Annotated in this window: 21 protein-coding genes; 9 read left to right on the top strand and 12 right to left on the bottom strand. The window is 38.9% G+C overall.

What is annotated here, in order from left to right; all coding sequences use genetic code 11:
* Positions 1–243 precede the first annotated feature (243 nt).
* Positions 244–1,887 carry an L-aspartate oxidase gene (nadB, locus tag ACZ5QH_RS16165; protein ID WP_303576266.1) on the bottom strand — a complete coding sequence of 548 codons (1,644 nt, stop codon included), beginning with the start codon at positions 1,885–1,887 and terminating at the stop codon, positions 244–246.
* A 226-nt stretch (positions 1,888–2,113) separates the two neighbouring features.
* Between nadB and ACZ5QH_RS16160 the strand changes: the two genes are divergently transcribed.
* Both ACZ5QH_RS16160 and ACZ5QH_RS16155 read left to right on the top strand, forming a co-directional pair.
* Positions 2,114–3,514 (top strand): Do family serine endopeptidase, encoded by a 1,401-nt coding sequence (locus ACZ5QH_RS16160; protein WP_004823133.1) that lies wholly within the window; start codon positions 2,114–2,116, stop codon positions 3,512–3,514.
* A 90-nt stretch (positions 3,515–3,604) separates the two neighbouring features.
* Complete coding sequence (locus tag ACZ5QH_RS16155) at positions 3,605–4,051, top strand: acyl-CoA thioesterase (protein ID WP_244013518.1); 447 nt, start codon at positions 3,605–3,607, stop codon at positions 4,049–4,051.
* Positions 4,052–4,148: 97 nt separating this feature from the next.
* On the opposite strand, the gene ACZ5QH_RS16150 is transcribed toward ACZ5QH_RS16155, so the two are convergent.
* Entirely contained in the window at positions 4,149–4,682 is a 534-nt protein-coding gene (locus ACZ5QH_RS16150) for a carboxymuconolactone decarboxylase family protein (protein WP_303576264.1), read from the bottom strand.
* 118 nt (positions 4,683–4,800) lie between these two features.
* Here ACZ5QH_RS16150 and ACZ5QH_RS16145 point away from each other — a divergent pair, with 118 nt between their 5' ends.
* On the top strand, positions 4,801–5,664 hold the full coding sequence (locus ACZ5QH_RS16145) for an AraC family transcriptional regulator (protein WP_303576263.1): 864 nt from the start codon (positions 4,801–4,803) through the stop codon (positions 5,662–5,664).
* 37 nt (positions 5,665–5,701) lie between these two features.
* On the opposite strand, the gene ACZ5QH_RS16140 is transcribed toward ACZ5QH_RS16145, so the two are convergent.
* The gene (locus ACZ5QH_RS16140; RefSeq protein ID WP_303576262.1) at positions 5,702–6,562 is read right to left on the bottom strand and encodes a glycerophosphodiester phosphodiesterase family protein; all 861 of its coding nucleotides are present in this window, start codon (positions 6,560–6,562) and stop codon (positions 5,702–5,704) included.
* Between the two features lie 799 nt (positions 6,563–7,361).
* Between ACZ5QH_RS16140 and ACZ5QH_RS16135 the strand changes: the two genes are divergently transcribed.
* The 3 genes from ACZ5QH_RS16135 (at position 7,362) to ACZ5QH_RS16125 (ending at position 9,673) form a co-directional block, all read left to right on the top strand.
* Positions 7,362–8,189: a Rossmann-fold NAD(P)-binding domain-containing protein gene (locus ACZ5QH_RS16135; protein WP_244013513.1), complete on the top strand. Its 828-nt coding sequence runs from the start codon at positions 7,362–7,364 to the stop codon at positions 8,187–8,189.
* 27 nt (positions 8,190–8,216) lie between these two features.
* Positions 8,217–9,077 carry an arylamine N-acetyltransferase family protein gene (locus tag ACZ5QH_RS16130; protein WP_239045224.1) on the top strand — a complete coding sequence of 287 codons (861 nt, stop codon included), beginning with the start codon at positions 8,217–8,219 and terminating at the stop codon, positions 9,075–9,077.
* A gap of 290 nt (positions 9,078–9,367) precedes the next feature.
* Positions 9,368–9,673 carry a winged helix-turn-helix transcriptional regulator gene (locus tag ACZ5QH_RS16125; protein WP_303576261.1) on the top strand — a complete coding sequence of 102 codons (306 nt, stop codon included), beginning with the start codon at positions 9,368–9,370 and terminating at the stop codon, positions 9,671–9,673.
* Between the two features lie 72 nt (positions 9,674–9,745).
* On the opposite strand, the gene ACZ5QH_RS16120 is transcribed toward ACZ5QH_RS16125, so the two are convergent.
* The gene (locus ACZ5QH_RS16120; protein ID WP_303576423.1) at positions 9,746–10,633 is read right to left on the bottom strand and encodes an AraC family transcriptional regulator; all 888 of its coding nucleotides are present in this window, start codon (positions 10,631–10,633) and stop codon (positions 9,746–9,748) included.
* Positions 10,634–10,843: 210 nt separating this feature from the next.
* On the opposite strand from ACZ5QH_RS16120, the gene ACZ5QH_RS16115 reads away from it, so the two are divergent.
* The 3 genes from ACZ5QH_RS16115 (at position 10,844) to ACZ5QH_RS16105 (ending at position 13,846) form a co-directional block, all read left to right on the top strand.
* Positions 10,844–11,539, top strand: a complete 696-nt coding sequence (locus ACZ5QH_RS16115; protein ID WP_034616282.1) for an alpha/beta hydrolase — start codon at positions 10,844–10,846, stop codon at positions 11,537–11,539.
* 68 nt (positions 11,540–11,607) lie between these two features.
* Entirely contained in the window at positions 11,608–12,660 is a 1,053-nt protein-coding gene (locus ACZ5QH_RS16110) for a lipase secretion chaperone (protein WP_303576260.1), read from the top strand.
* A 133-nt stretch (positions 12,661–12,793) separates the two neighbouring features.
* A complete protein-coding gene (locus ACZ5QH_RS16105; RefSeq protein ID WP_303576259.1) occupies positions 12,794–13,846 on the top strand; it encodes a lipase family alpha/beta hydrolase in 1,053 nt (350 codons plus the stop codon).
* Between the two features lie 104 nt (positions 13,847–13,950).
* Here ACZ5QH_RS16105 and ACZ5QH_RS16100 read toward each other — a convergent pair whose 3' ends face one another.
* From ACZ5QH_RS16100 to ACZ5QH_RS16065, 8 genes are all read right to left on the bottom strand, one after another.
* Positions 13,951–15,264 (bottom strand): GntR family transcriptional regulator, encoded by a 1,314-nt coding sequence (locus ACZ5QH_RS16100; protein ID WP_244013504.1) that lies wholly within the window; start codon positions 15,262–15,264, stop codon positions 13,951–13,953.
* A gap of 10 nt (positions 15,265–15,274) precedes the next feature.
* On the bottom strand, positions 15,275–15,997 hold the full coding sequence (locus ACZ5QH_RS16095; protein ID WP_034616295.1) for a glutamine amidotransferase: 723 nt from the start codon (positions 15,995–15,997) through the stop codon (positions 15,275–15,277).
* A 71-nt stretch (positions 15,998–16,068) separates the two neighbouring features.
* A complete protein-coding gene (locus tag ACZ5QH_RS16090) occupies positions 16,069–16,317 on the bottom strand; it encodes a hypothetical protein (RefSeq protein ID WP_034616297.1) in 249 nt (82 codons plus the stop codon).
* A 9-nt stretch (positions 16,318–16,326) separates the two neighbouring features.
* Complete coding sequence (locus ACZ5QH_RS16085; RefSeq protein WP_034616299.1) at positions 16,327–17,049, bottom strand: YggS family pyridoxal phosphate-dependent enzyme; 723 nt, start codon at positions 17,047–17,049, stop codon at positions 16,327–16,329.
* A gap of 312 nt (positions 17,050–17,361) precedes the next feature.
* A complete protein-coding gene (locus tag ACZ5QH_RS16080; RefSeq protein ID WP_239045228.1) occupies positions 17,362–18,051 on the bottom strand; it encodes a glutathione binding-like protein in 690 nt (229 codons plus the stop codon).
* Between the two features lie 113 nt (positions 18,052–18,164).
* Positions 18,165–18,914 carry an SDR family NAD(P)-dependent oxidoreductase gene (locus tag ACZ5QH_RS16075; RefSeq protein ID WP_303576258.1) on the bottom strand — a complete coding sequence of 250 codons (750 nt, stop codon included), beginning with the start codon at positions 18,912–18,914 and terminating at the stop codon, positions 18,165–18,167.
* A gap of 489 nt (positions 18,915–19,403) precedes the next feature.
* A complete protein-coding gene (locus ACZ5QH_RS16070) occupies positions 19,404–19,904 on the bottom strand; it encodes a hypothetical protein (protein WP_303576257.1) in 501 nt (166 codons plus the stop codon).
* 87 nt (positions 19,905–19,991) lie between these two features.
* Complete coding sequence (locus ACZ5QH_RS16065; RefSeq protein ID WP_303576256.1) at positions 19,992–20,903, bottom strand: sigma-70 family RNA polymerase sigma factor; 912 nt, start codon at positions 20,901–20,903, stop codon at positions 19,992–19,994.
* Positions 20,904–20,968 lie beyond the last annotated feature (65 nt).

Below are 20,968 nucleotides of genomic sequence, written 5' to 3'. Positions count from 1 at the left end.
GAATTATTAAAAAGATTTGCACTGTCGCATTTTAGCTTGAAAAATTTAAATTGATTTGGGTAGACGATGTCTGACCTTGCGCTACTATATCTGTAGCGGTGCCTCTCCTTGTGTTATCACATTCTTGCGCTACAAACAAAGCAGGGCTTTGTTCTTGCTCAAGTGCTTTGATTTACTCATTAAGTTACATTATATAAAAATAGCCAGAATGATCTGACTATTTTTTTGCAATTTTAAAGGGGATTAAACTGCTTCATTTACCAATGGGGTTTCAACTGTAAAGTTTGGCGGTGTTAATACCGTTTTTCTTAACTCAGGTGAAAGCTCAGGATAATCAAGCGTGTAGTGTAGACCACGTGATTCTTTACGCTGCATGGCACAACGAACAATCATCTCTGAAACCATGACCAAATTACGTAGTTCAATCAAGTTCTTACTGACATGATAATCTTGATAATATTCAGTAATTTCTTTCTTCAACATTTCAATACGATGCAATGCACGTTGTAAACGTTTTGTGGTTCTTACAATCCCGACATAGTTCCACATGGTTTGGCGGAGTTCATCCCAGTTTTGCAGGATCACAACATCTTCATCAGGATTGGTCGATTGTGAAGCATCCCATTCAGGCACGGTCGGTATATCAAAGTGAGGATTAAACTTTGCCTCTATGTCCTTGGCAGCACTCATACCATATACAAAGCATTCAAGCAGTGAATTGCTGGCCATACGGTTAGCCCCATGTAACCCTGTATATGACGTTTCACCAATTGCATATAAACCAGCTAAATCAGTTTGGCTATGTTCATCGACCACCACGCCACCGCAAGTATAGTGTGCTGCTGGAACAACAGGGATCATATCCTTGGTGATATCAATACCAAGTTCCAATAAGCGCGCGTATAAGGTTGGGAAATGTTCTTTAACAAATTCAGCTGGTTTATGACTGATGTCTAACCAGACATGGCGGATGCCTAAGCGTTTGATTTCATAATCAATAGCGCGTGCAACAATATCTCGTGGTGCAAGTTCGGCACGTTCATCAAAGCGCAGCATAAAGCGTTCACCATCAGGTAAACGTAAATACGCACCTTCACCACGCATTGCTTCCGTAATCAGAAATGAGCGTGCTTGAGGATGATATAAACAGGTTGGATGGAATTGATTAAATTCCATATTTGCGACACGACAGCCTGCACGATATGCCATGGCAATACCATCGCCTGTGGCAATATCAGGATTTGATGTATATAAATAAGCTTTCATTGCACCACCACAAGCAAGGGCAGTGAATGGGGCTAAAAATGTATGAACTTTTTCATTGCTTTCATCAAGTGCGTAAAGACCAACCGCACGATTGGACTGTTGTTTATGTCCTAATTTATGTGTGGTGATTAAATCAATCGCAATGTAATTTTCAAAAATATGAATATTTTTCTTTTCTTGAGCGCGTTGAACCAGTGTGGTCGAAATGGCTTTACCTGTGGCATCGGCTGAATGAATAATGCGACGTTGTGAATGTCCACCTTCACGAGTGAGATGTAATTGTTCATCTTCATCTAATGTAAACTGCACACCATGGTTGAGTAAGAAATCGACAGAAGGTCGACCACCTTCAACGGTATGTTTGACTGCATCAATCTCACATAACTGTGCGCCTGCAATCATAGTGTCATCAATATGCTGTTGAATAGAATCTGTTTCGTCAAGTACGGCAGCAACACCACCTTGTGCAAAATATGTGCTTGCATCGGTTAAGGTTGATTTCGCTAAAACAGCAATATTAAAATGTTCAGGCAAAGATAAGGCTAAACTTAAGCCTGCACCGCCACTCCCCACAATAACCACGTCAAATTGATGAGTTGTACTTAAATTAGACATGTCCATCAGCTAATTTGAAAAATGTTTGCTAATAACACTCTTTTTTTTAACAAATTACAATAGTCACATGTGTCAGATTTTAGTATAAATAAGATATTCCAAGGCTTTTAATATAAAATTAAGTAAAGTCTTGTTTTATAAAAAAATGTAAACATATTTTTACGTAACGATATTAAATAATATGTTACAAACATTTTTAAGCAAATAATCATCAGATGCAGGTTCGTGAGAAATGAGTAATGGTCTAATACAAAAAGGAATGTATGCAGCAGTATTTACTGTCGCTGCGGCAACATCACAAGTTCAAGCTTCAACACCTGTGGATTTTTCTAACTTGGTTGAACAAGTCAGTCCAGCTGTTGTGAGTGTTAATGTTGTTAAAAAGTTATCTCAGGAAGAGTTGTTACAGCAACAAGTACCTGAAATTCTGAAGCGTTTCTTTGGTAATCAAATCATTATTCCACAACAACGCGCGCCACAAGAAAAGACTGCGTATGGTAGTGCTTTCTTTATTAGTAAAGATGGTTATTTACTGACAAATCACCATGTGGTTGAAGATGCATCTAAAGTGACGATTATGTTGAATGATCGCCGTGAAATTGATGCAAAAGTGGTGGGTAGCGATGAACGTACAGATGTGGCTTTATTGAAAGTTGAGGGGAATAATTTCCCATCATTATCTGTTGGTAATGTAGATCAACTTAAAGTCGGGCAGCCTGTTCTTGCAATCGGTTCGCCATTTGGTTTTGATTATTCTGCATCAGCAGGGATTGTCAGTGCCAAGTCACGTAATATGATGGGTGAAACCTCTGTTCCATTTATCCAAACCGATGTGGCATTAAATCCGGGTAACTCAGGTGGTCCGCTATTTAACCAACAAGGTCAAGTTGTTGGCGTAAACTCTCGTATCTTTAGTGGTACGGGGGGGTATATGGGCTTGTCATTCTCTATTCCAATTGATGTAGCAATGGATGTTGCTGATCAGTTGAAAAAGAATGGTAAAGTAACCCGTTCTTATCTTGGTGTAATGCTGCAAGATATCGATCGAAACTTAGCAGAAGCTTATAAATTAGATAAACCAGAAGGTTCGTTGATTACCCAAGTTGCACCGAATTCACCTGCAGAAAAAGCGGGCTTTAGATCAGGCGATGTAATCTTAAAATATAATGGTTCGCCAATATCACGCACCTCTGAATTATTGAATTATTTGAATCGTACTCAACCTAATCAATCTGTTAAGCTCGAAGTTTTACGTGACGATAAACCAAAAGTAATTACAGCAACTTTAACTGTTGCACCAGATGATACCCCTGCAAAAGTTGACAATACCAATACTTCGGCTAAGCCAAATAAAGGGCCTATCATTGGTGTTGCGATTCGTGCTTTAACTGAACAAGAAAAGAATCGTTTAAATGTTAAAGGTGGTGTGTTTATTCAAGATGTAACCAGAGGCGGTTTAGCGGCACAGTCACGGATTTTACCTGGTGATGTGATCACCCAAGTAAATAACAAGAAAGTAAATACACCGAATGATTTTGTTGATGCTATTTCTGAGCTACAGAAAAATACGGTAGCGCGTGTAGCGATTGTTCGTGAAGGACAACATGCTATGATTGGATTACGTATTCAATAAATACAACTAATCAGAATCAGCCACTCTAAGAGTGGCTTTTTTATGTCAAACTTATATTGATGGTTGAAAAAGTGGAAAAGGAAAGAAGATATGAGTTCAGTATTTGATTTAAGAATCAAAGTAAAACCACAGCATATAGATGTCTTAGGTCATGTAAACAATGTGGTCTATGTACAATGGATGCAGGATGTTGCATCTGCACATATCGAAACATTGGGTGTTGGACTCGATCAGTATTTAGAAATGAAACATGCAATGGTTGCCGTAGAACATCATGTTCAGTATCGCAAAGCCGCAATGTTAGATGATGATGTTATTTTAAGAACTTGGTTATACGAGATCAACGCACTTTATTCTTTCCGTCAGTATGCTTTTTTTAATGCCAAAGACCACAGCTTGCTCTTTACGGGCAATACCAAATGGGCATGTATAGAAATCGCTTCAGGGCGTCCGAAACGGATGTCGCCGACTTTTATCCAAGCCTATCAACCCATTGATCCTGAAATAGATCCTTTTGATTTAAGTTCAATTATTTAAATTACTTGGATTTTTAGATGAAGTGCAATAACACATAAAGAAAATCTTATATTTAGTGAAAGTGACCTCTCTGTTATACACGAGAGGTCGATAGGTTTTATATCAATTCGACTCGTGGAAAGTCTACTGGCGTATCTAGTGCGATATTGATGTAGTTGGTGAATATATTCAAAGCCACATGCGCCATAATCTCAACGATTTGTTGGTCATTAATACCTACATTGCGAAGTGTTGTGATATCAGCGTCAGTCATTTGAGCTCGTTGATTGACCACCTTTAAAGCAAAAGTCAGTGCTGCTGCTGTTTTATCATCAGTTGCTTTTCCTATTTGCGCTTCAGCCATTTCAGCAGCGCTAGCGCCAGCATTTTGACCGAGTACAGTATGTGCTGCTAAGCAATATTCACAGCGGTTTAAATTGGCGATTGCAACAGCAATCTGTTCACCTAATTTTGCACCAAGTGTACCTTTACCTAAAGCAGCAAAAGAGGACCACATGCTTTGTAAAGCTGCTGGCGAATTTGCCACTACCTTAAACATATTTGGAGTCGTACCAAAAGCTTGTTGAATTTGGCTTAATAAAGGCTGACTTGCTCGGGGTGCGAGTTGAGTGTCAAGGTTGATACGTGACATATTGATCTCCTTAAAAGGATCGTAGTGATAGTAGAAGTGCATCAAACTTTGATTATTATGTGTAAATTTTCTGTATGATTAGATACAATATGTTCATAAAATATATCAATTCGTTCAAATGAAAACTATTCACCCCATTGATCGCCTTTCAGGTCTGCTTGATCGTTTCCGCATGCAGGCAGAGTTGTACCATACTGGTGTGTTATGTGGCGTCAGCCATTTTGATGCTTGTGACGGGTATGGCTATTTACATGTCTTACGTCAGGGACAACTGGAAGTCAGTCATCCAGCTATGGCGCATTTGCCAAGACGCATGCGTTTTGATGAACCAACGCTTCTTTTTTATCCTGGGCCAATTACACATCATTTTCATAACCCGCCCAGAGAAGGTGCTGATTTTACCTGCGCACGGTTGATACTGGATGGTGGACAACAGAATCCACTGGTAAGGGCATTACCTGCCGTAATTGCACTCCCTCTAGCGCGTGTACAAGGATTGGATCAGGCGCTTGCACTATTATTTGCTGAAACCGACCATGCCCGTTGTGGGCAACGATTATTAGCGAATCGCTTATTTGAAGTGGTGGTGCTTCAACTATTACGTTGGCTATTAGATCATCCTCATGAAGCAGAGGTAAGTACTGGACTTATTATTGGCCTTTCAGATCCACGTTTGGCACGCACGCTGGTGGGAATGCATGAATATCCGGGTGAATCGTGGACACTAGAGCGCATGGCTGAACTGGCATGTATGTCTAGAACAGCTTTTGCCAATACCTTCCGTGATGTGATGGGACAGACACCAGCTGAATATTTAACAGACTGGCGTATTGCTTTGGCACAAAGTAGATTACGTGAAGGGCATTCAATTAAAATATTGGCTGAAGAACTGGGTTATGCTAATCCATCAGCATTATCTCGCGCATTTTCAGTCAGAATAGGCATGTCTCCCCGAGAATGGTTGACCAGCCATCCTGTCTAATGCTTAGTGTAATGATTTATGACTTAACTTAAACACTTCACCGATTGGAAAATTGAGCAGGGGAATCAACCATTACGGCTTCAGCACCTAACTGTTTTGCTATCCGATAGTCTGCTTCAGAATTGATACCGAACAGCACAATACGATTTGCTGCTTGTGTCCTAAAGCAGTTCATAATTTCCTTATCCCAAACAAACTCTGCTTTTGAACGGCCTTCACCTAAGGTATAGGTTTCTACAACCTCAACCTGCCGTCTTAACTCCAAACCGTGCCACCCAATTGGTTCCTGAGCAGCCTGGCAATTATGGTTTAACGCGACACGAGCTAAAATATCCCGAGTATCATCTCTTGCAACAAAATACGGAAGTTGACCGACCTGTTTGACGGCATCTGTATAACGGCGTTCAGTGGAGTAGAGCCTTACTCGGTTAAGTGAGTTGGTGGAAACGAGTACACGTTTAATAGCCGTAGCAATTTGCACCGGATCTGCATCAGGCGATTTAATATCAATATAAAAAGTGGTTCGAGGAAATTGAGTAAGCACCTGTTGAAGTGTTGGGATACGGATTCCTTTACCTCTCCATGGGTAAATCGTTTGTTGTCCTGTATTGCGGGCGACATTCCATCCTGCATCCAAGCCCTGTAATTGTTTTACAGTATATGCAGAGACCAAACCTTGGCCATTACTTAAAGCATTCAGATTATTAGGACGATAGAGTACTGGAACACCATCATTGCTTAACTGTACGCTGATCCAGATCACATCTGCGTGATTCCTTAGAGCGAGATTAATTGCATAGGCTGTGTTCTCAGGCGCATCCGCCGTTCCACCGCGATGCGCAACAATTAGTGGTGATTGACCCGTTTGATTTGAGTAAGGCGCTGCATTTAATGCCATGCTATGTAGTCCATGACCGAATATGCATATCAACATGATGTTTTTAAACACGCTATTTTTCATAATAATATTGCAACCTATGGATTAAAATTTATAGCCATATTGGAGTCTTATGCCATTTTCACTATATTTTTAGCTTAAATTGTCGTCATTTATAAAATGTGACTATTTATAGTGAATAAATTAAACTAATGATTTTGTTTAACTTAAATAAATTTTTCTGTTCAATCATTAGCTTAAGATCCAAAACTGAAAAGAAGATTAGATCTTTATTATTTGTCCTGTGACAAAATAATTAAAACAACAGAACAATATCATGGCATGTCAAATAATTAAATATTCATTAGGGATTTTTGAAAGTTAAATGGTTTTTTAATGCGTAATCTTACATATCATTGACTGACCATCATTATTTCGCATTGATAAAATCCTGTTAAATATACATACGCAGATCAACAAATATTTATTTTAAAAACAGAAGATTAGAGTAGAGATCATGGATTAGATGCCGTGGATATTACGAGCAATTTTTAGCGATTTCGTGATTAAACTCGTTTCCAACTGGATACCACATATTTGTATAAGTCTGCTGTCATCCCATTCATATTGGATCATGCTTTGCGCATACTGAGATAGATTAACGTAGACAGTGGCGACAAGGATGATGGCTTGAATGGATTTATTAACTTATGAATTTTATTATTAATTTGATTAAATTTTTCATGTAGTTAAATACGCATTGTTTCGTTAAGCAGCATCTAGAATCTAGTAATTTTTTGAATTAATGAAGTGGTAATCTATGAAAAGTTTAACCAAGAATGTTTTGATCATTGGTGGAAAAGGCAAAAATGGACGACGCGTCGCAGAGAAATTAAAGTCGCATAAATTTAATCCAATTGTTACTACTCGTACCATCAATGAGCATGTAGAAAATGAACGGTATTTTGATTGGAATGACAGCAGTACATTTGGTCCAGCACTGAAGAATATTGAAATTGTTTACATTGTTCATCCAGATACTTCAATGTCAGGAGCAGATCAACAGCTTGAAGGATTAATCACAGAAATGATGAATCAGTCTGTTTCCAAGGCTGTATTATTATCAGGCAGAGGTCAGGCATCTGTTGAGAAGTGTGAAAAAATTTTAATGCAGTCCCAACTTGATTGGACTGTCATTCGTTCAGCATGGTTTAACCAAAATTTCAGTGAAGGTCATTTTCTACATGGTATAAGATCTGGCGAAGTGACGTTTATGGCAGATACTGTAAAAGAGCCGTTCGTTGACTTAGAAGATTTGTCAGACGTGGTGGTTGAATGTCTGATAGATGCTGTACATAACGGCAAAATTTATGAAGTCACAGGCTCAGAGTTATTGACTTTCGCTGAAGCGGTAAATGCTATCGGAGTAAAGCTTAAACGAAATATACAGTATCAATACCTTAATCAAGAAGCATATAGACAATATTTAAAGAATGCAGGACTGGATGAATTTATTGCAGCGCATATGACGCAGGCATTTTCTGAAATTCTCGATGGGCGAAATGAAAATATTGGCAAGGGCGTTACTCAGGTTCTGGGGCGCGATCCGATTAAATTCACTGATTTTGTAAAATCAAATAAATTCTAGTTTTATAATTTATAAGGTAGCAAAGTGATGTCTTTAGAATTATCAGTTTCACAGAAATATTTAACCAAATTGGGCGTAGAAGATAAGTATTTAGCTACGCTTGAGAATCTAAAAAAGTTGTTATTTCTACATGTAACCAGCATCCCGTTTGGAAATATTTCTTCTTTTCTTGGTGATAACGTGTCTATGGAATTATCACAGATCGCAGACAAGTTACTCGATCAGGGAAGAGAGGGCTATTGTTTGGAACAGAGTACGCTGACTAGAACAGTATTAAACGAACTGGGATATGAGGCTTTTAATCTTTTGGGGCGCGTATATTATCAATCTCAACCTATAGAAGCTCCGATTCGTACTCATTTGGTGACTGTGGTAAAACTGGTGGATAAATTATATTTATTTGATCCCAGTTTTGGTGGAACGACTCCGACTGCCGTCCTTTCACTGGATAAGCTCGGGGAAATTCAGAATACACCGCATGAAGCTTTCCGTTTTATTGATGTAAAAGACAGTGGTGTTGCTGAAAGTGCCCTGACGGGTGTGAAGATTATGCTTCAAGCTTATATACGTGATGAGTGGGTCAATATTTATGCACTTGATCCAGAACAGAAAGTCTCGGAGTCGGATGCTGTGATTGCCAATTGGTATATTGCAACATCACCAGATTCTATATTTACTCAACATTTGATGCTTGCTGCAGTTACTCGAGATGAACGAATAAACTTAAGTGGAACGACTGTAAAGATCCATGGTAAAAATCATTCAATAAAAAAAGAGCTCACAAGCGAAGATGAATTTCGCGAATATCTTGAGAAGTATTTTAAAATTAATACGCAACAACTGAATGTGGCTTTCATATTTAAAAAAATAATCAATCCTGCCGAGTGAAAGATGCGCTTCTAAGAACAACAAGCAACGCTTGCAAGCTGTTAAACAGACCTGAATGAATCATCGCAAATAGGCTTAAGTAAGATTCACGATAATCATCAGGTTGCAGCTTGCGCATATTTTCAGCATAGTATGTCAGTGGAATATCATCCTTGGAATTAATATTCAATACATGAATAAATAAGAAATCTCAGAGAAAATCTCAAGAATGAATGGAGGAAACTTTGGGTCTAAAGCTACGAAAAAACCGTGCGCCTTCGCCAAATAATGTCTGTCCCTTGAGTAAGAGTATGGCACTGCTACGGGGCGCTTGGACTGCAGAAATCATCTGGTGTTTAAGTGCTGGACCACGTCGATTTGGCGAGTTAAGAGCTGACTTGCCATCAATTACCGCAAAAGTATTAACAGAACGTCTACGTCATTTGGAAAGTAAAGGAATTATACAACGTCTGCCAATCCCGACATCGCCGCCCTCTGTAGAATACAAATTAACAGTTATTGGTGCAAAATTCCTACCCGCTATTCACGCAATCGCCAAAGTTGGTGATGAACTCAAATTTGGCATGCCAGATTCCGAAGCAGACTTAAATGAATAAAAAGCTAACTATTAAAATACTTTGATTTAACAATATTTTGCACAATACATTGTTAATAAGCGCGGTTGTGTTTTATTCCTGTGCAGGATTGTTTTTAAAGGATTCTCTAAACTCAGAAGGTGAGTAGTTAAATGTTTGGGAGAATACTCGGCTGAATGCAGCCTGAGAGGAATAGCCAACAAGCTCAGCAATATGAAAAATACTTTTTTGCGTGGTTAATAGTAATTCACTGGCTAATCGCATTCTCAGCGATTTTAAATATTGTATTGGGGTGGTCCCGACAGATTCTGTAAATTTCTTGTAAAAGCTTGATTTAGAATAATTGGTAGATTTTGCAAGTTCTTCAACAGTCCAGTCAAAATGCGGGTGATTATGCATTAAAGACATGGCTTTACTGATCATCGGTTCCTGTAATGCTGAAATCCAGCTTTTATGATTCGGTTCAACAGTGCTAAGCCAGCATCGAATTGACCAGATAAATAATAGATCAATAATTCTGGTCAGCATAATCTGACTGCCTATCGAAGGTGCTTTAAGTTCCTGTTGAATTGCATGAACAGTGATTGGAACCCATTCTGCAATAATATTTGTGGCTTTACAGGTAAAAGGGACATGAATAAAAGCAGGTAACCCCTCGGCAATAGCTGAGCCATAAATACCTGAAAAATCGATTGTACAGGTGATGATTTTAGCATCCTGAAATGCATCTGTATTCAAGCTTATACTGTGAAAGTTACCAGGTAAAACCACAACTATGTCGCAATGTTTCAATTCCAGATGATGTTCCAGATGATCCATTGTTAAAAGGCATTTTTCTTTCTGAATAATATGTATATAGCCATGATTTGGAGAAAATTCTAGTATTTCTCCAGACAAAAGAGTTGAAATACTATGGATTTTGCCTGCTATATCTGATAACCGATAGATATCAAAAAAAGTATCTGAAAACGAACTAAGCATATTTTTGGAATTCCGAGAAAAATACTGTTTCTGCAAAAACTTTGCATTCTTGGTGATTGTTAGCCGGTAATTTATGCCTAATAATCATTGCAGGAAGCTTTGACTGACCAAAAGTATCAATTATTAATTCGCTCTTAATAGTTATGCCATGAAACTTCTTGAAAAGCTAGATCACTTGAATATGAACATAATAATTTTCTGGAGTAGCAAATGAGTTTAAAACCAACGGTTATATTGGTACATGGTTTTTGGGGAGGCGCAGCGCACTGGAATAAAGTTATTCTAGAATTGGCAGCTAGAGGATATTCGTCTCTGCATGCTGTTGAGATTCCGCTGACCTCACTGGCTGATGATGTAGAACGTACAAAAAAAATGATTAAACAAATAGATGGTGATGTTTTGTTGGTTGGTCATTCCTATGGCGGTGCTGTCATCACAGAAGCTGGAAATTTACCCAATGTTGTAGGTCTGGTTTATATTGCTGCATTTGCACCTGATTCAGGTGAAAGCCCTGGGGCGATTACCCAACAGAACTTACCTGAAGCGGCGCCAAATTTAGCACCAGACAGTGATGGTTATCTCTGGTTAAAAGCAGATAAATTTCATGAAAGCTTTTGTCAAGATTTGACTGCGGATGAAGGTTTGGTCATGGCAGTAACCCAAAAGGCACCGTTGGCTAGTACGTTTGGTGATGTGATTACTTCACCGGCATGGAAAACTAAACCATCTTGGTATCAGATCTCTATAGATGATCGAATGATTAATCCTGAGAATCAAAATATGATGTCAGCACGAATGTCAGCTAAAAAAATAATTTCGCTGAATGCCAGTCATGCATCTTTAGCATCAAAACCTGTTGAAGTAACAGAACTTATTGATGAAGCAGCTACTTTTCTAGCTGGTTAAAGATTTTCGAAGTATCAGAAAATCTGAGGTTGTGAAAAACATAATAAAATATTGAAAAGAGATATAACATGGATGTTATAAACCGATATAGAAAATTTCTATTACTGGGTTCGGTCGTATTATTTCTTGTCGGAATAGTATGGTATCTAAAGCCAGAAACTCATGCTGTCAGTGACGTATCAAGTTCAAATTCAACAATACAAAATCAGCAATCGTTGAGTACTGTTGCGTCAGTTTCTGATACTAATCAACAAGTGTTAAAGTTTCATGGTGTTATGCCTGAGTTGGCGCCATCACTGCGGGGGACAGAGGTGAACTGTCCTTTACAGGTTGATACGAAAGGTCAATTGGTTTTGTCGCGTGGCATTCGCGACTGTTTCGATTATTTTCTTTCAAGTATTGGTGAAAAAACTGAAAGCAGTATTGTTGTTGATATTCGTCAATACCTTGCTGGTCTTCTACCAACGACTGCTCAACCTTATTCTTATCAATTACTTGATAAGTATATGAATTATCTGCATCAGCGTGAAAAGCTACCTGCAGCTCAGACCAACAGTGCAAAGGACTTTAAAACAGTAGCTTCAGCTATAGTTAAGCTGCGTAGACAGATTTTTACGCCACAGGAAGCAGATGTATTTTTTGCCCAAGAAGAAAGCTATGACCAGTATGCAATTGCACAATACGCGATCAATAATGATAAACGCTTAAACACAAATCAGAAGGCAGAAAAAAGTGCAGCATTGCTGAATGAACAGCCAGAAGAACTGAAAGCAAGTATGCAGCCGATTTTACAATACAACCAATTACAGGAATTGACCACCGAGATTAATCAACGTGGAGGTTCAGCAAGTGAGCTGTACGAGATGCGTAAAAAATTAGTCGGTGCGGCAGCAGCAGATCGCCTCACTCAGGTTGATTTACAGGAAAGCCAGTGGCAAAAAAGAGTAGATATTTATCTTGCAGCGAGAGCACAAATTACAGCGAGTCAGCAAGATGCGACTCAACAACAGGTTGCAATAAATGAATTACGTAATAAATCTTTTAGCAGCCCAGAAGAACGAATTCGTGCACAGACTTTTGAACAGATACAGGCTAATTCGAATAAAAAAGTCGCTGAATAGGCAATAAGGAAATTATCAATAACAGAAATATAGCATTGAGAATTAAACAAGGAGATTTTCAGGGAAATATTTTGAAGTATCAAGAAATCAATGTAATACAAAAATAATGTTCAAATATATGGAGTCTTGAACAATGAAAAAAGCAATCCCGGCCTTGGTATTTGGGGCCATCATATTCACATCGGTTAACAGCTCAGCAATTGTAACTACAAGTTATCAAAATTGCGGTATCAAAAACGATCAAGCGGGTTGTAGCAAAACATCTGCAACGGATTGGGGACTGTTCTCTAAAAAAACAGATTATGCCAAAACTAAGTATCCCTTGATATTTGCACATGGTTTATTTGGTTTTTCTCAGATTGGACCGATCAATTACTGGCATGGTATTCCTCAGGATTTAAGTCGCCAAGGCGCTGATGTATATGTAACTAACACATCTGCTGCTAACTCAGATGCAGTACGTGGTGAACAATTACTTAAACAAGTTCTCACGATTCAGGCTTTAACAGGTGCAGAAAAAGTTAACCTGATTGGTCATAGCCAAGGTGTGCAAACTGTTCGCTATGTTGCTGGGGTTCGTCCTGATTTAGTTGCATCCGTAACAGGTATTGCGGGTTCAAATAAAGGTAGTCCTGTTGCAGATTTGGTGGAAACATTTATACGTAAACCAGCCAGTGTAATAGGCTTTGATAAAACTATCGGAGCTGTAATCAATATGTTTACAGGTATAGAAAGTTTTCTGGGGGGGACTTCTAGCAATGGTGGTGCATATGATCAAGATGTTTTAAGTGCACTTGCAGGTTTGACCAAGGCTGGGGCTGGTGAGTTTAATGCCACTTTCCCGCAAGGTATTCCAGTGACTGAGTGTGGTTCAGGAGCAGCTACAGTAAATGGTGTGAATTATTATTCATGGTCAGGTAAAGGCGGACTCACAAATTTATTAGATCCTACAGCTTACGGGTTGCTTGCGGGTGAAGCATTTATCAAATTGAGCACTGGTAGTGATAGTGACGGTTTGGTACCAATATGTTCATCTCATTTGGGCAATGTCATTCGCGATAATTATCCACAGAACCATTTGGATGAAGTTAATCAGATTGTCGGACTTGTTGGCTCTGGTGCTGGTGCAGATCCAGTTCCGTTATATAGTCATCATGCTAATCGTTTAAAATTGGCAGGTTTCTGATTTTTAAATTCAATGTTTTTTCATGAAGGAAAGTAGGAAATTAGTTTTCTACTTTTCCTCAGTTTAAGATCGTTAGCAAAAATAATGGATGAAAAGCATAAATTTTAGAGTGTCATTATTTTAGTTAAGATAAATGATAAATCATTGAATAGGTCCATCGCTTTTTGTTCATCTAATTCAGAAGTGGTGATACGTATAGCTTTAATATCTTGGCCTAATGAAAACTCTTTTCCAAGTCTGACTTTCCATCCCATTAGCGCGAGTTGATAGGCTATTTCCTGAGCTTGCACATGTTCGATCCATAGATTTAAACCATCACAATAACTTATATCTAGAAGCTTTTGATCCAATAATTTTTTAACGATTTCTTGATTTTTTGTCTGATATTGTATTTTTGCTTTATTCATTAATTGATGAACTTTTTCCGATGTCATAAGCGAAAAAATCATCTTTTGTAAGATATGACTCACCCAGGTACAGTTTGGATTTAGTTTCATCCTTAGTCTGGTCGCAGTCTGAGGATCACAATTGATAAATGCAAATCTAAAGTCCGGACCTAAAAATTTTGATACAGATCTTATCACCGCCCAATGTCGGGTAGATTCAGGCACAATGTGATAATAAGGTGTTGTGGCAAGTAATGAAAAGTGATCATCAATAATAATGAGTACATCAGGGTATTCAGAAAATAACTGATGTAATTCTTGTGCCGTTTTAGCATCAAGACTATAACTGGTCGGATTCTGCGCTCTTGGTGTAATGACAATTGCTTTGGCTTTTTGCTCTAGTGCTTTTCTTATACTGTGAATATCATAACCTTGTGCTGTAACTGGGAAAAACACCATATTAAAGCGATTCACCTGTAAAGTATGAATACTGGTAATGAAACCTGGTTGCTCAATCGCAATACTGTCAGATTGGATTAAATGTGCATTGAGAATTCTTTCAATTGCATCTACCGCACCATGGGTAAATTCAATTTCAGAATTTTGATTATTTACATCAGCAAAAATTTCATTTCGTGCAAACGCTTCAAGCACTGAAAGCTTGGTACTGTCACCATATAAATACGAAGTATTAAAATTAAAGTTGATTTCATTTAATTGAGGTAAAAAATTCTGACATGGATTTCCATGCGCGAGGTCAAAAAATGTTTGATTGGTTTTTTGAAGATTTTCAAAACGGTTAATTTGTGGACTTTTGCGAACTTGAGTGCCTGCACGCCCTTTGGATACAACAATCCCCATTAAGGCTAAATCTTTATAGGCGGCAGCAACTGTATTACGATTGACTTCCAGCTCAGTGGCCAAAGCGCGAATATTGGGTAATAATTCCCCCTCCTTCAAAATCCCATTCTGAATAAGTTCTCGAATACTATTTTGAATGTCCTGAGATGTTTTACCTTTAATTTCAGCCATATAGATCCAATCATTTACTTTCAAACCCGATCAAGTTATTTAACCAGTCTTCAAGTACAAGTTTTGCTTTGTCTGCCAGTATATTGCCATAATATTGATTCTCAAGTCTTAAATCCAAAATATCTATCTTATGTTGCTTTAATTCATCAGTATGACCGATGAGCCATCTTTCAAATTGTTTAGGATCTGCTTCAGCATGGAACTGTAATGCTATAATATTATTTCCTACACTAAATGCTTGATTTGGATAGTAAATTGAACTAGCTAAGTGTGTGCCAACGCTAGGTAAATCAAAGGTATCACCATGCCAATGTAAAACGTGTATACCTTCAAGAAACCTTAAAGGTGATGCAAATGCCTGAGCACTCAAGGATAAACGCCCCCATCTTATTTCTTTGATGTGGCCGGGATATACTCTTGCACCTAAAGCAGTGGCAATCAGTTGAGCACCCAAACAAATACCAAAAGTTGCATAATTGGTTATTAATCGTTGCTTCAATCCCACGATGATTTCTTTGAGATAAGGATAGGTAATGATGTCATAAGCACTGATTGGCCCGCCAAGAATGATAAGCGGGTCCTTTTCTTGTAAGATAGCACTTAGATCATCTACACCTGCTTGAAAAACGCAAATGTCATAGCCCATCTGTTTTAGTACGGGAGTAAAGCTTCCTGTATCCTCAAAACTTAAAAATTGGATCACATTAATAACTTGGTGTTTTATCATGTTCATGTTTGTCTCTCGGTAAAATAAGTGTGGGTCAGCGCTATAAATCAAACTGAATTGGATGACTCTTCATTCTGTTAAAAAACTGAATCTGCAGTTGTATTTTGATAAGAGTATTGAGAGGATAACGTTCTCATCTGACCATTTTGATAGATCAGAACACGCATATCTTCAGTCACTTGTACAAACTCAACTTCAATAGGATCAATTGCTGTCAATGTTGCGATGAGTTGTTGAATGGAATTTTGTGAAGCAAGATGATTGGGTGTAAAAGTACCGAGTAACTTTTTTTCTCGATATATATTGATCTGATAATGAGTTTTCATCGTGATGCTCTATTCAGTAGGCCAGTAATAACTGTCTGGTTTGGAACGTGCGCCAAAAATTGCTTGTCCAATCCTGATATCTGTTGCACCTTCAGCGATCGCAAGTTCAAAATCTCCAGACATACCCATTGAAAGCCGTTGTATCTCTGGATGTTTTTTTGAAATTTGATCTCTTAGTGCTCTTAAAAGCTGAAAACACTGCCTGACTTCAGTAGGGACATGGCTATGTATTGCCAAAGTCATCAATCCAACGATTTTTATGTAGCTAAATGGCTGACATTGTTCTATGAAATGTTCTAGTTCGTGAGGCTGAATGCCATATTTACTGCTTTCGCCTGATGTATTAACTTGGACAAAGACAGGCATAATCCGCTTTTCTTTTTCTAAGGCACTATTCAGTTTGTAAGCAAGTTCGACGCGATCTAAGGCATGGAATTCACTGATAAATTGGGCTACATATTTCACTTTATTGCGCTGTAGATGCCCAATCAGCACCCATTTTAAATTGCTAAGTTGTTTTAGTTCCTCATATTTAGCCTTGGCTTCAAGAACTTTATTTTCCCCGACACAGTCATATCCTAGCGCGTGAATTGCTCGAACATGTTCTGCTGAAAATGTCTTACTGACAGGCAATAATCTGATTTCAGAAGGATCTCGATTCACCTTGTGGCAGGCTTTCTCAATCGTTAATTTAATTTCACTCAGTCTGTCTGAAATAATTTCTTTGAGCACAATATTGACCTATGACAAAATTATTTATTGTATAGAACAATATCATGAGCATGTTCAATAAACAAATGCTTAAAGAACACCTCCACTCAGCAGAATTTATTTTTGCTACCTGAGCAAGAGCAAAGCCCTGCTTTGTTTGTAGCGTAAGGCGTAGTGGGGATTAGCGTGTTTTTTTGCCAGTAAATGGTACCTGACGAATTGTCAACAGACTCTAGCGGATTTGATCGTAACGACATGCATCTCAGGACTCATCTACACGATTACTGAATAATGTATCGTTCAGCAACAAATTCATTTCGTTACGACCTGACTTTATTGAGTCAAACCAAATAATATTTTGTGTGCCAAGCTGTCCTGAGTTGGATCCATCACTTGTACCTTCTCAGCTACTTTATATGCACGCTGAATAGCAGGGCGTTCACGGATTGTTTCAAACCAAGATTTAATATGAGGGAAATCAGCAAGCTTTATGCCATGTTCTTCATGGTGAACGATCCAAGGATATGCTGCCATATCGGCAATTGAGTAATCTTGACCTGTAATGAAAGTACGTCCGTCGAGATGAGTATTCAACACTTTATAGAGGCGTCGGGTTTCATTGACATAACGTTCGATTGCATAAGGAATTTTTTCAGGTGCATACTTTGCGAAATGTTGATTCTGACCTAACATTGGACCAAGCCCACCGACTTGCCAATACAGCCATTCCAAGGCCATGATTCGTGCTCTGGGTTCACTGGAGAGAAATAATCCGCTCTTTTGAGCCAAATATTGAAGAATTGCGCCAGACTCAAACACACTCAAAGGCTCGCCACCATCGTCTGGACTATCATCGATGATTGCTGGAATACGGTTATTGGGTGAAATAGCAAGGAAGGCTGATTTTAACTGATCCCCCCGACCGATATTCACAGGTATTACATCATATTTAAGTCCTGCTTCCTCAAGAAAAATAGTGATCTTATGGCCATTTGGCGTTGGCCAGTAATGTAGGTGGATCATAGGATGATGCCTTAATAAGGTTTTGAGCGAAAATCAACTGATTTAAATTATGATCAGGGAGATAACAGCTTCACTTAGCGCAGGCTGTATAACCCTGATCTTTTGAGTGGTGGTTATAAATCGATAACCGTCACGCCATCATTACCATTGAGTCCCAGTACCATACTCTCAGCAAATTGAGGCTCTTTAAGTATTGAAATCACATGATCACCAAAAGCTCTCGGTGGCATAGGTGCCCCAAAGCGGGAGACAAATTCTTCAGGTGTAATTCCCATGGCTGCTGCATAAGCACCTGCTGCTGAGTCACCAACGCCCGTACCAAGGATCATCATGCGAGGAACGATGGCCTGAAACTGAATACCAAGATTTTTATCTTGCGCAAACAAATTGGCATATTTGGTCATGAACCAAAGCGCACGTTTAGAACTGGCGTAGCCACCTGTCATCTGAGAACCAGACTCAGCTGCACCACTAGATCCCACTAAAACTCGGCTGCCTGGATTTAGCGGTGTTTTTAATACAGCTTGAAACCAGAAAAAGGCTGCTTTGACATCAGTTTCCCAATTTATAGAAAACTCTTCCCAAGTCAATTCATCCAGAAGCCCCATTCGCGGCGCTGCTCCAGCATTTAACACAAGGACATCTGGACGAATGTCTGCAATGATACGATGTGCCGCAGCTTCATTTGTGATGTCCGCAGAAATTGTATCAACCCCTAACCGTTCAGCGACAGCATCAAGATCTTTGGCATTACGTGCAACCACAGTTACTTTTGCACCTTGATCAACCAGTGCTTCAACTAGACCTAAACCGAGACCACGACTACCACCAGTGACCACGACTTTTTTGTCTTTCAGATTCATGACGATTTCTCCAATATCTAATAAAGTGATGTACTACTAAAACGATTGAAGCCTCAGAAAAGAGTCAAAAAGTTTATAAATTATTTTAATTTGATTGAGTGAAGTGCTTTCGATTTGGCTTTTTATATAATTTAATTCGCCGCTGATCAGTCTGATCATGTGGATGTGTATTGATAACTTGCGATGATGAGGCAGGTGTGGAATCGAAAGATAGTTGACGTGATTTTTTTGGCAGGACATGATTTTTATCATCTACGCTTAAATGTGTTGAATCACTTTAAATCATCATCTACAGCCGAAAAGGCAGGATAATGGAGTGGCTACTTGGCCATACTAGGCAAAATTACAACATCGATTAGAAGGGAATATGGGGGTAGGAAAAATTTGAGCAAGATAGACAAATAAAACAAAGCTCTCAATGGAGAGCTTATCTGTAAAAAACCATGCAATTGTATGAGTGACATTACTCAATTTTGAGATGAGCTATTTTTAAATAACAAAAATGTATGATTTTAATTTCATACGCTCAGCCGCAGTGTTAAGTAAATATGGTGCAATGAAGCGATGCGGAACTGTCATCATTTTCAAGGTGGGTGTTGAGAACCATTTATGACCGCTGCTAAAGAAAGAAGAGAAGATCACCTGAGATTCGATCAGGTTGATGACCATACATATTTGAATATCAACTGAATCAGAGTGAACAACAATCATGATTAAATCTTCTTGCTTGATCATTGTTGCTGATTTTAGTGATTGCCAGTGTGAGTCAGATTTAGATTTAAATCCCAGCGTATTCCATGACTGACTAACGATCTGATTGATTGCTGGAGGAGCATTGGCAAAAATCTCATATGCCCATTCTTCGGCGCTGTACTTTTTATTCATCATGGGATTAGCAATATCAACGCTAAAAGCATCTTCATAGCCAATATTTTCTAAAGGACATACTTCACGTGCTAGATCTGGAATACGGATTGCTTGTGCTTTCATGGCATTCTCCTTAAGGCATTTGGCTCATCAACAATAGCTATATGCTCAATGGCGAATGGGTTTGAGTATGATGACGAGCCTAATTGTTTATTTATTTGGGGTTAATATCAGCTCTGCATCAGCGGCAACATATCGCACATAGCGGTAATCTCGAATAAAGCTAATTTTGCCTTCTTGCCATTCCAGCCACATGATATAACTTGGTTTGATGTCTATACGGTTTTCAAAGAGAGCAATGACCTCGCGATCTCCAAGCCATGCGGGAACTAGCCAGATGTGGTCATTTTTTGCGTAGGCACCAAAGAACATGGAGACATCGGCAGCGCCAACACGGACAGGATGAGTAGACTGACTGAGTTTGACATCATCAGAAAGTAATGCTTTTAGCCCATTCCAGTCGCGTAGGTTAAACAGCTTTACATAGTTTGCTACTGCATCAGATGTTGGTCGGGCAATTTGTGCTTCTTCCGTGGTTATGTTGATTTCGCGCAGTCGAGCACGTCCAAGGGAAAGATGGGCTTTTACTGAGTCTACTGAGAGATTCAGTAGGGTAGCAATGTCTACAAGAGGCTCATCAAGAACGTCTTTAAGAATGATGACACTGCGCTGAAGTACTGGGAGTTGCATAAATCGTGAAACAGCCATTTTAATTGTTTCCTCGCGCATCAGCATCTCCATCGGATCAGAGGTATTTATATCTTCAATATCGTCAGTAACACTATCCACAGCTTCTGTTATTCGAATGGCTCGACTTCGAAGTAAGTCAAGTGCTCGGTTATGTGCTATGCGGAATAACCAGGCACGTAACATCTGAAAATCTTGTATTTTGTCAATCACAAGCAATGCCCGAGCAAGCGTATCCTGAACGACATCTTCACCTTCAATGACAGAGCCCATCAGTCGCGAACAGTAGCGATGCAATTCAGGGCGAAGCTGTTCTGCCAGATTAATCAGTTGGGTCTGTTGCATGTGAGGCTTAGGATCATGGTCTTTATTCAAATTGTCTCACCATTCAATCATGGTCACAGCGGTATGGCCGCTGCAATCTAAAAGGATATATTGAT

The sequence above is a fragment of the Acinetobacter sp. Ac8 genome (genome assembly GCF_055392545.1).
Note: the sequence above shows the minus strand (reverse complement) of the source record. Positions and strands in the feature narration are given on the sequence as shown.

Coding starts and splice junctions, on each gene's coding strand:
- nadB (WP_303576266.1), bottom strand. CDS start 1,887: ATGGACATGTCTAATTTAAGTACAACTCATCAATTTGACGTGGTTATT.
- ACZ5QH_RS16160 (WP_004823133.1), top strand. CDS start 2,114: ATGAGTAATGGTCTAATACAAAAAGGAATGTATGCAGCAGTATTTACT.
- ACZ5QH_RS16155 (WP_244013518.1), top strand. CDS start 3,605: ATGAGTTCAGTATTTGATTTAAGAATCAAAGTAAAACCACAGCATATA.
- ACZ5QH_RS16150 (WP_303576264.1), bottom strand. CDS start 4,682: ATGTCACGTATCAACCTTGACACTCAACTCGCACCCCGAGCAAGTCAG.
- ACZ5QH_RS16145 (WP_303576263.1), top strand. CDS start 4,801: ATGAAAACTATTCACCCCATTGATCGCCTTTCAGGTCTGCTTGATCGT.
- ACZ5QH_RS16140 (WP_303576262.1), bottom strand. CDS start 6,562: ATGGCATTAAATGCAGCGCCTTACTCAAATCAAACGGGTCAATCACCA.
- ACZ5QH_RS16135 (WP_244013513.1), top strand. CDS start 7,362: ATGAAAAGTTTAACCAAGAATGTTTTGATCATTGGTGGAAAAGGCAAA.
- ACZ5QH_RS16130 (WP_239045224.1), top strand. CDS start 8,217: ATGTCTTTAGAATTATCAGTTTCACAGAAATATTTAACCAAATTGGGC.
- ACZ5QH_RS16125 (WP_303576261.1), top strand. CDS start 9,368: ATGGCACTGCTACGGGGCGCTTGGACTGCAGAAATCATCTGGTGTTTA.
- ACZ5QH_RS16120 (WP_303576423.1), bottom strand. CDS start 10,633: ATGCTTAGTTCGTTTTCAGATACTTTTTTTGATATCTATCGGTTATCA.
- ACZ5QH_RS16115 (WP_034616282.1), top strand. CDS start 10,844: ATGAGTTTAAAACCAACGGTTATATTGGTACATGGTTTTTGGGGAGGC.
- ACZ5QH_RS16110 (WP_303576260.1), top strand. CDS start 11,608: ATGGATGTTATAAACCGATATAGAAAATTTCTATTACTGGGTTCGGTC.
- ACZ5QH_RS16105 (WP_303576259.1), top strand. CDS start 12,794: ATGAAAAAAGCAATCCCGGCCTTGGTATTTGGGGCCATCATATTCACA.
- ACZ5QH_RS16100 (WP_244013504.1), bottom strand. CDS start 15,264: ATGGCTGAAATTAAAGGTAAAACATCTCAGGACATTCAAAATAGTATT.
- ACZ5QH_RS16095 (WP_034616295.1), bottom strand. CDS start 15,997: ATGAACATGATAAAACACCAAGTTATTAATGTGATCCAATTTTTAAGT.
- ACZ5QH_RS16090 (WP_034616297.1), bottom strand. CDS start 16,317: ATGAAAACTCATTATCAGATCAATATATATCGAGAAAAAAAGTTACTC.
- ACZ5QH_RS16080 (WP_239045228.1), bottom strand. CDS start 18,051: ATGATCCACCTACATTACTGGCCAACGCCAAATGGCCATAAGATCACT.
- ACZ5QH_RS16075 (WP_303576258.1), bottom strand. CDS start 18,914: ATGAATCTGAAAGACAAAAAAGTCGTGGTCACTGGTGGTAGTCGTGGT.
- ACZ5QH_RS16070 (WP_303576257.1), bottom strand. CDS start 19,904: ATGAAAGCACAAGCAATCCGTATTCCAGATCTAGCACGTGAAGTATGT.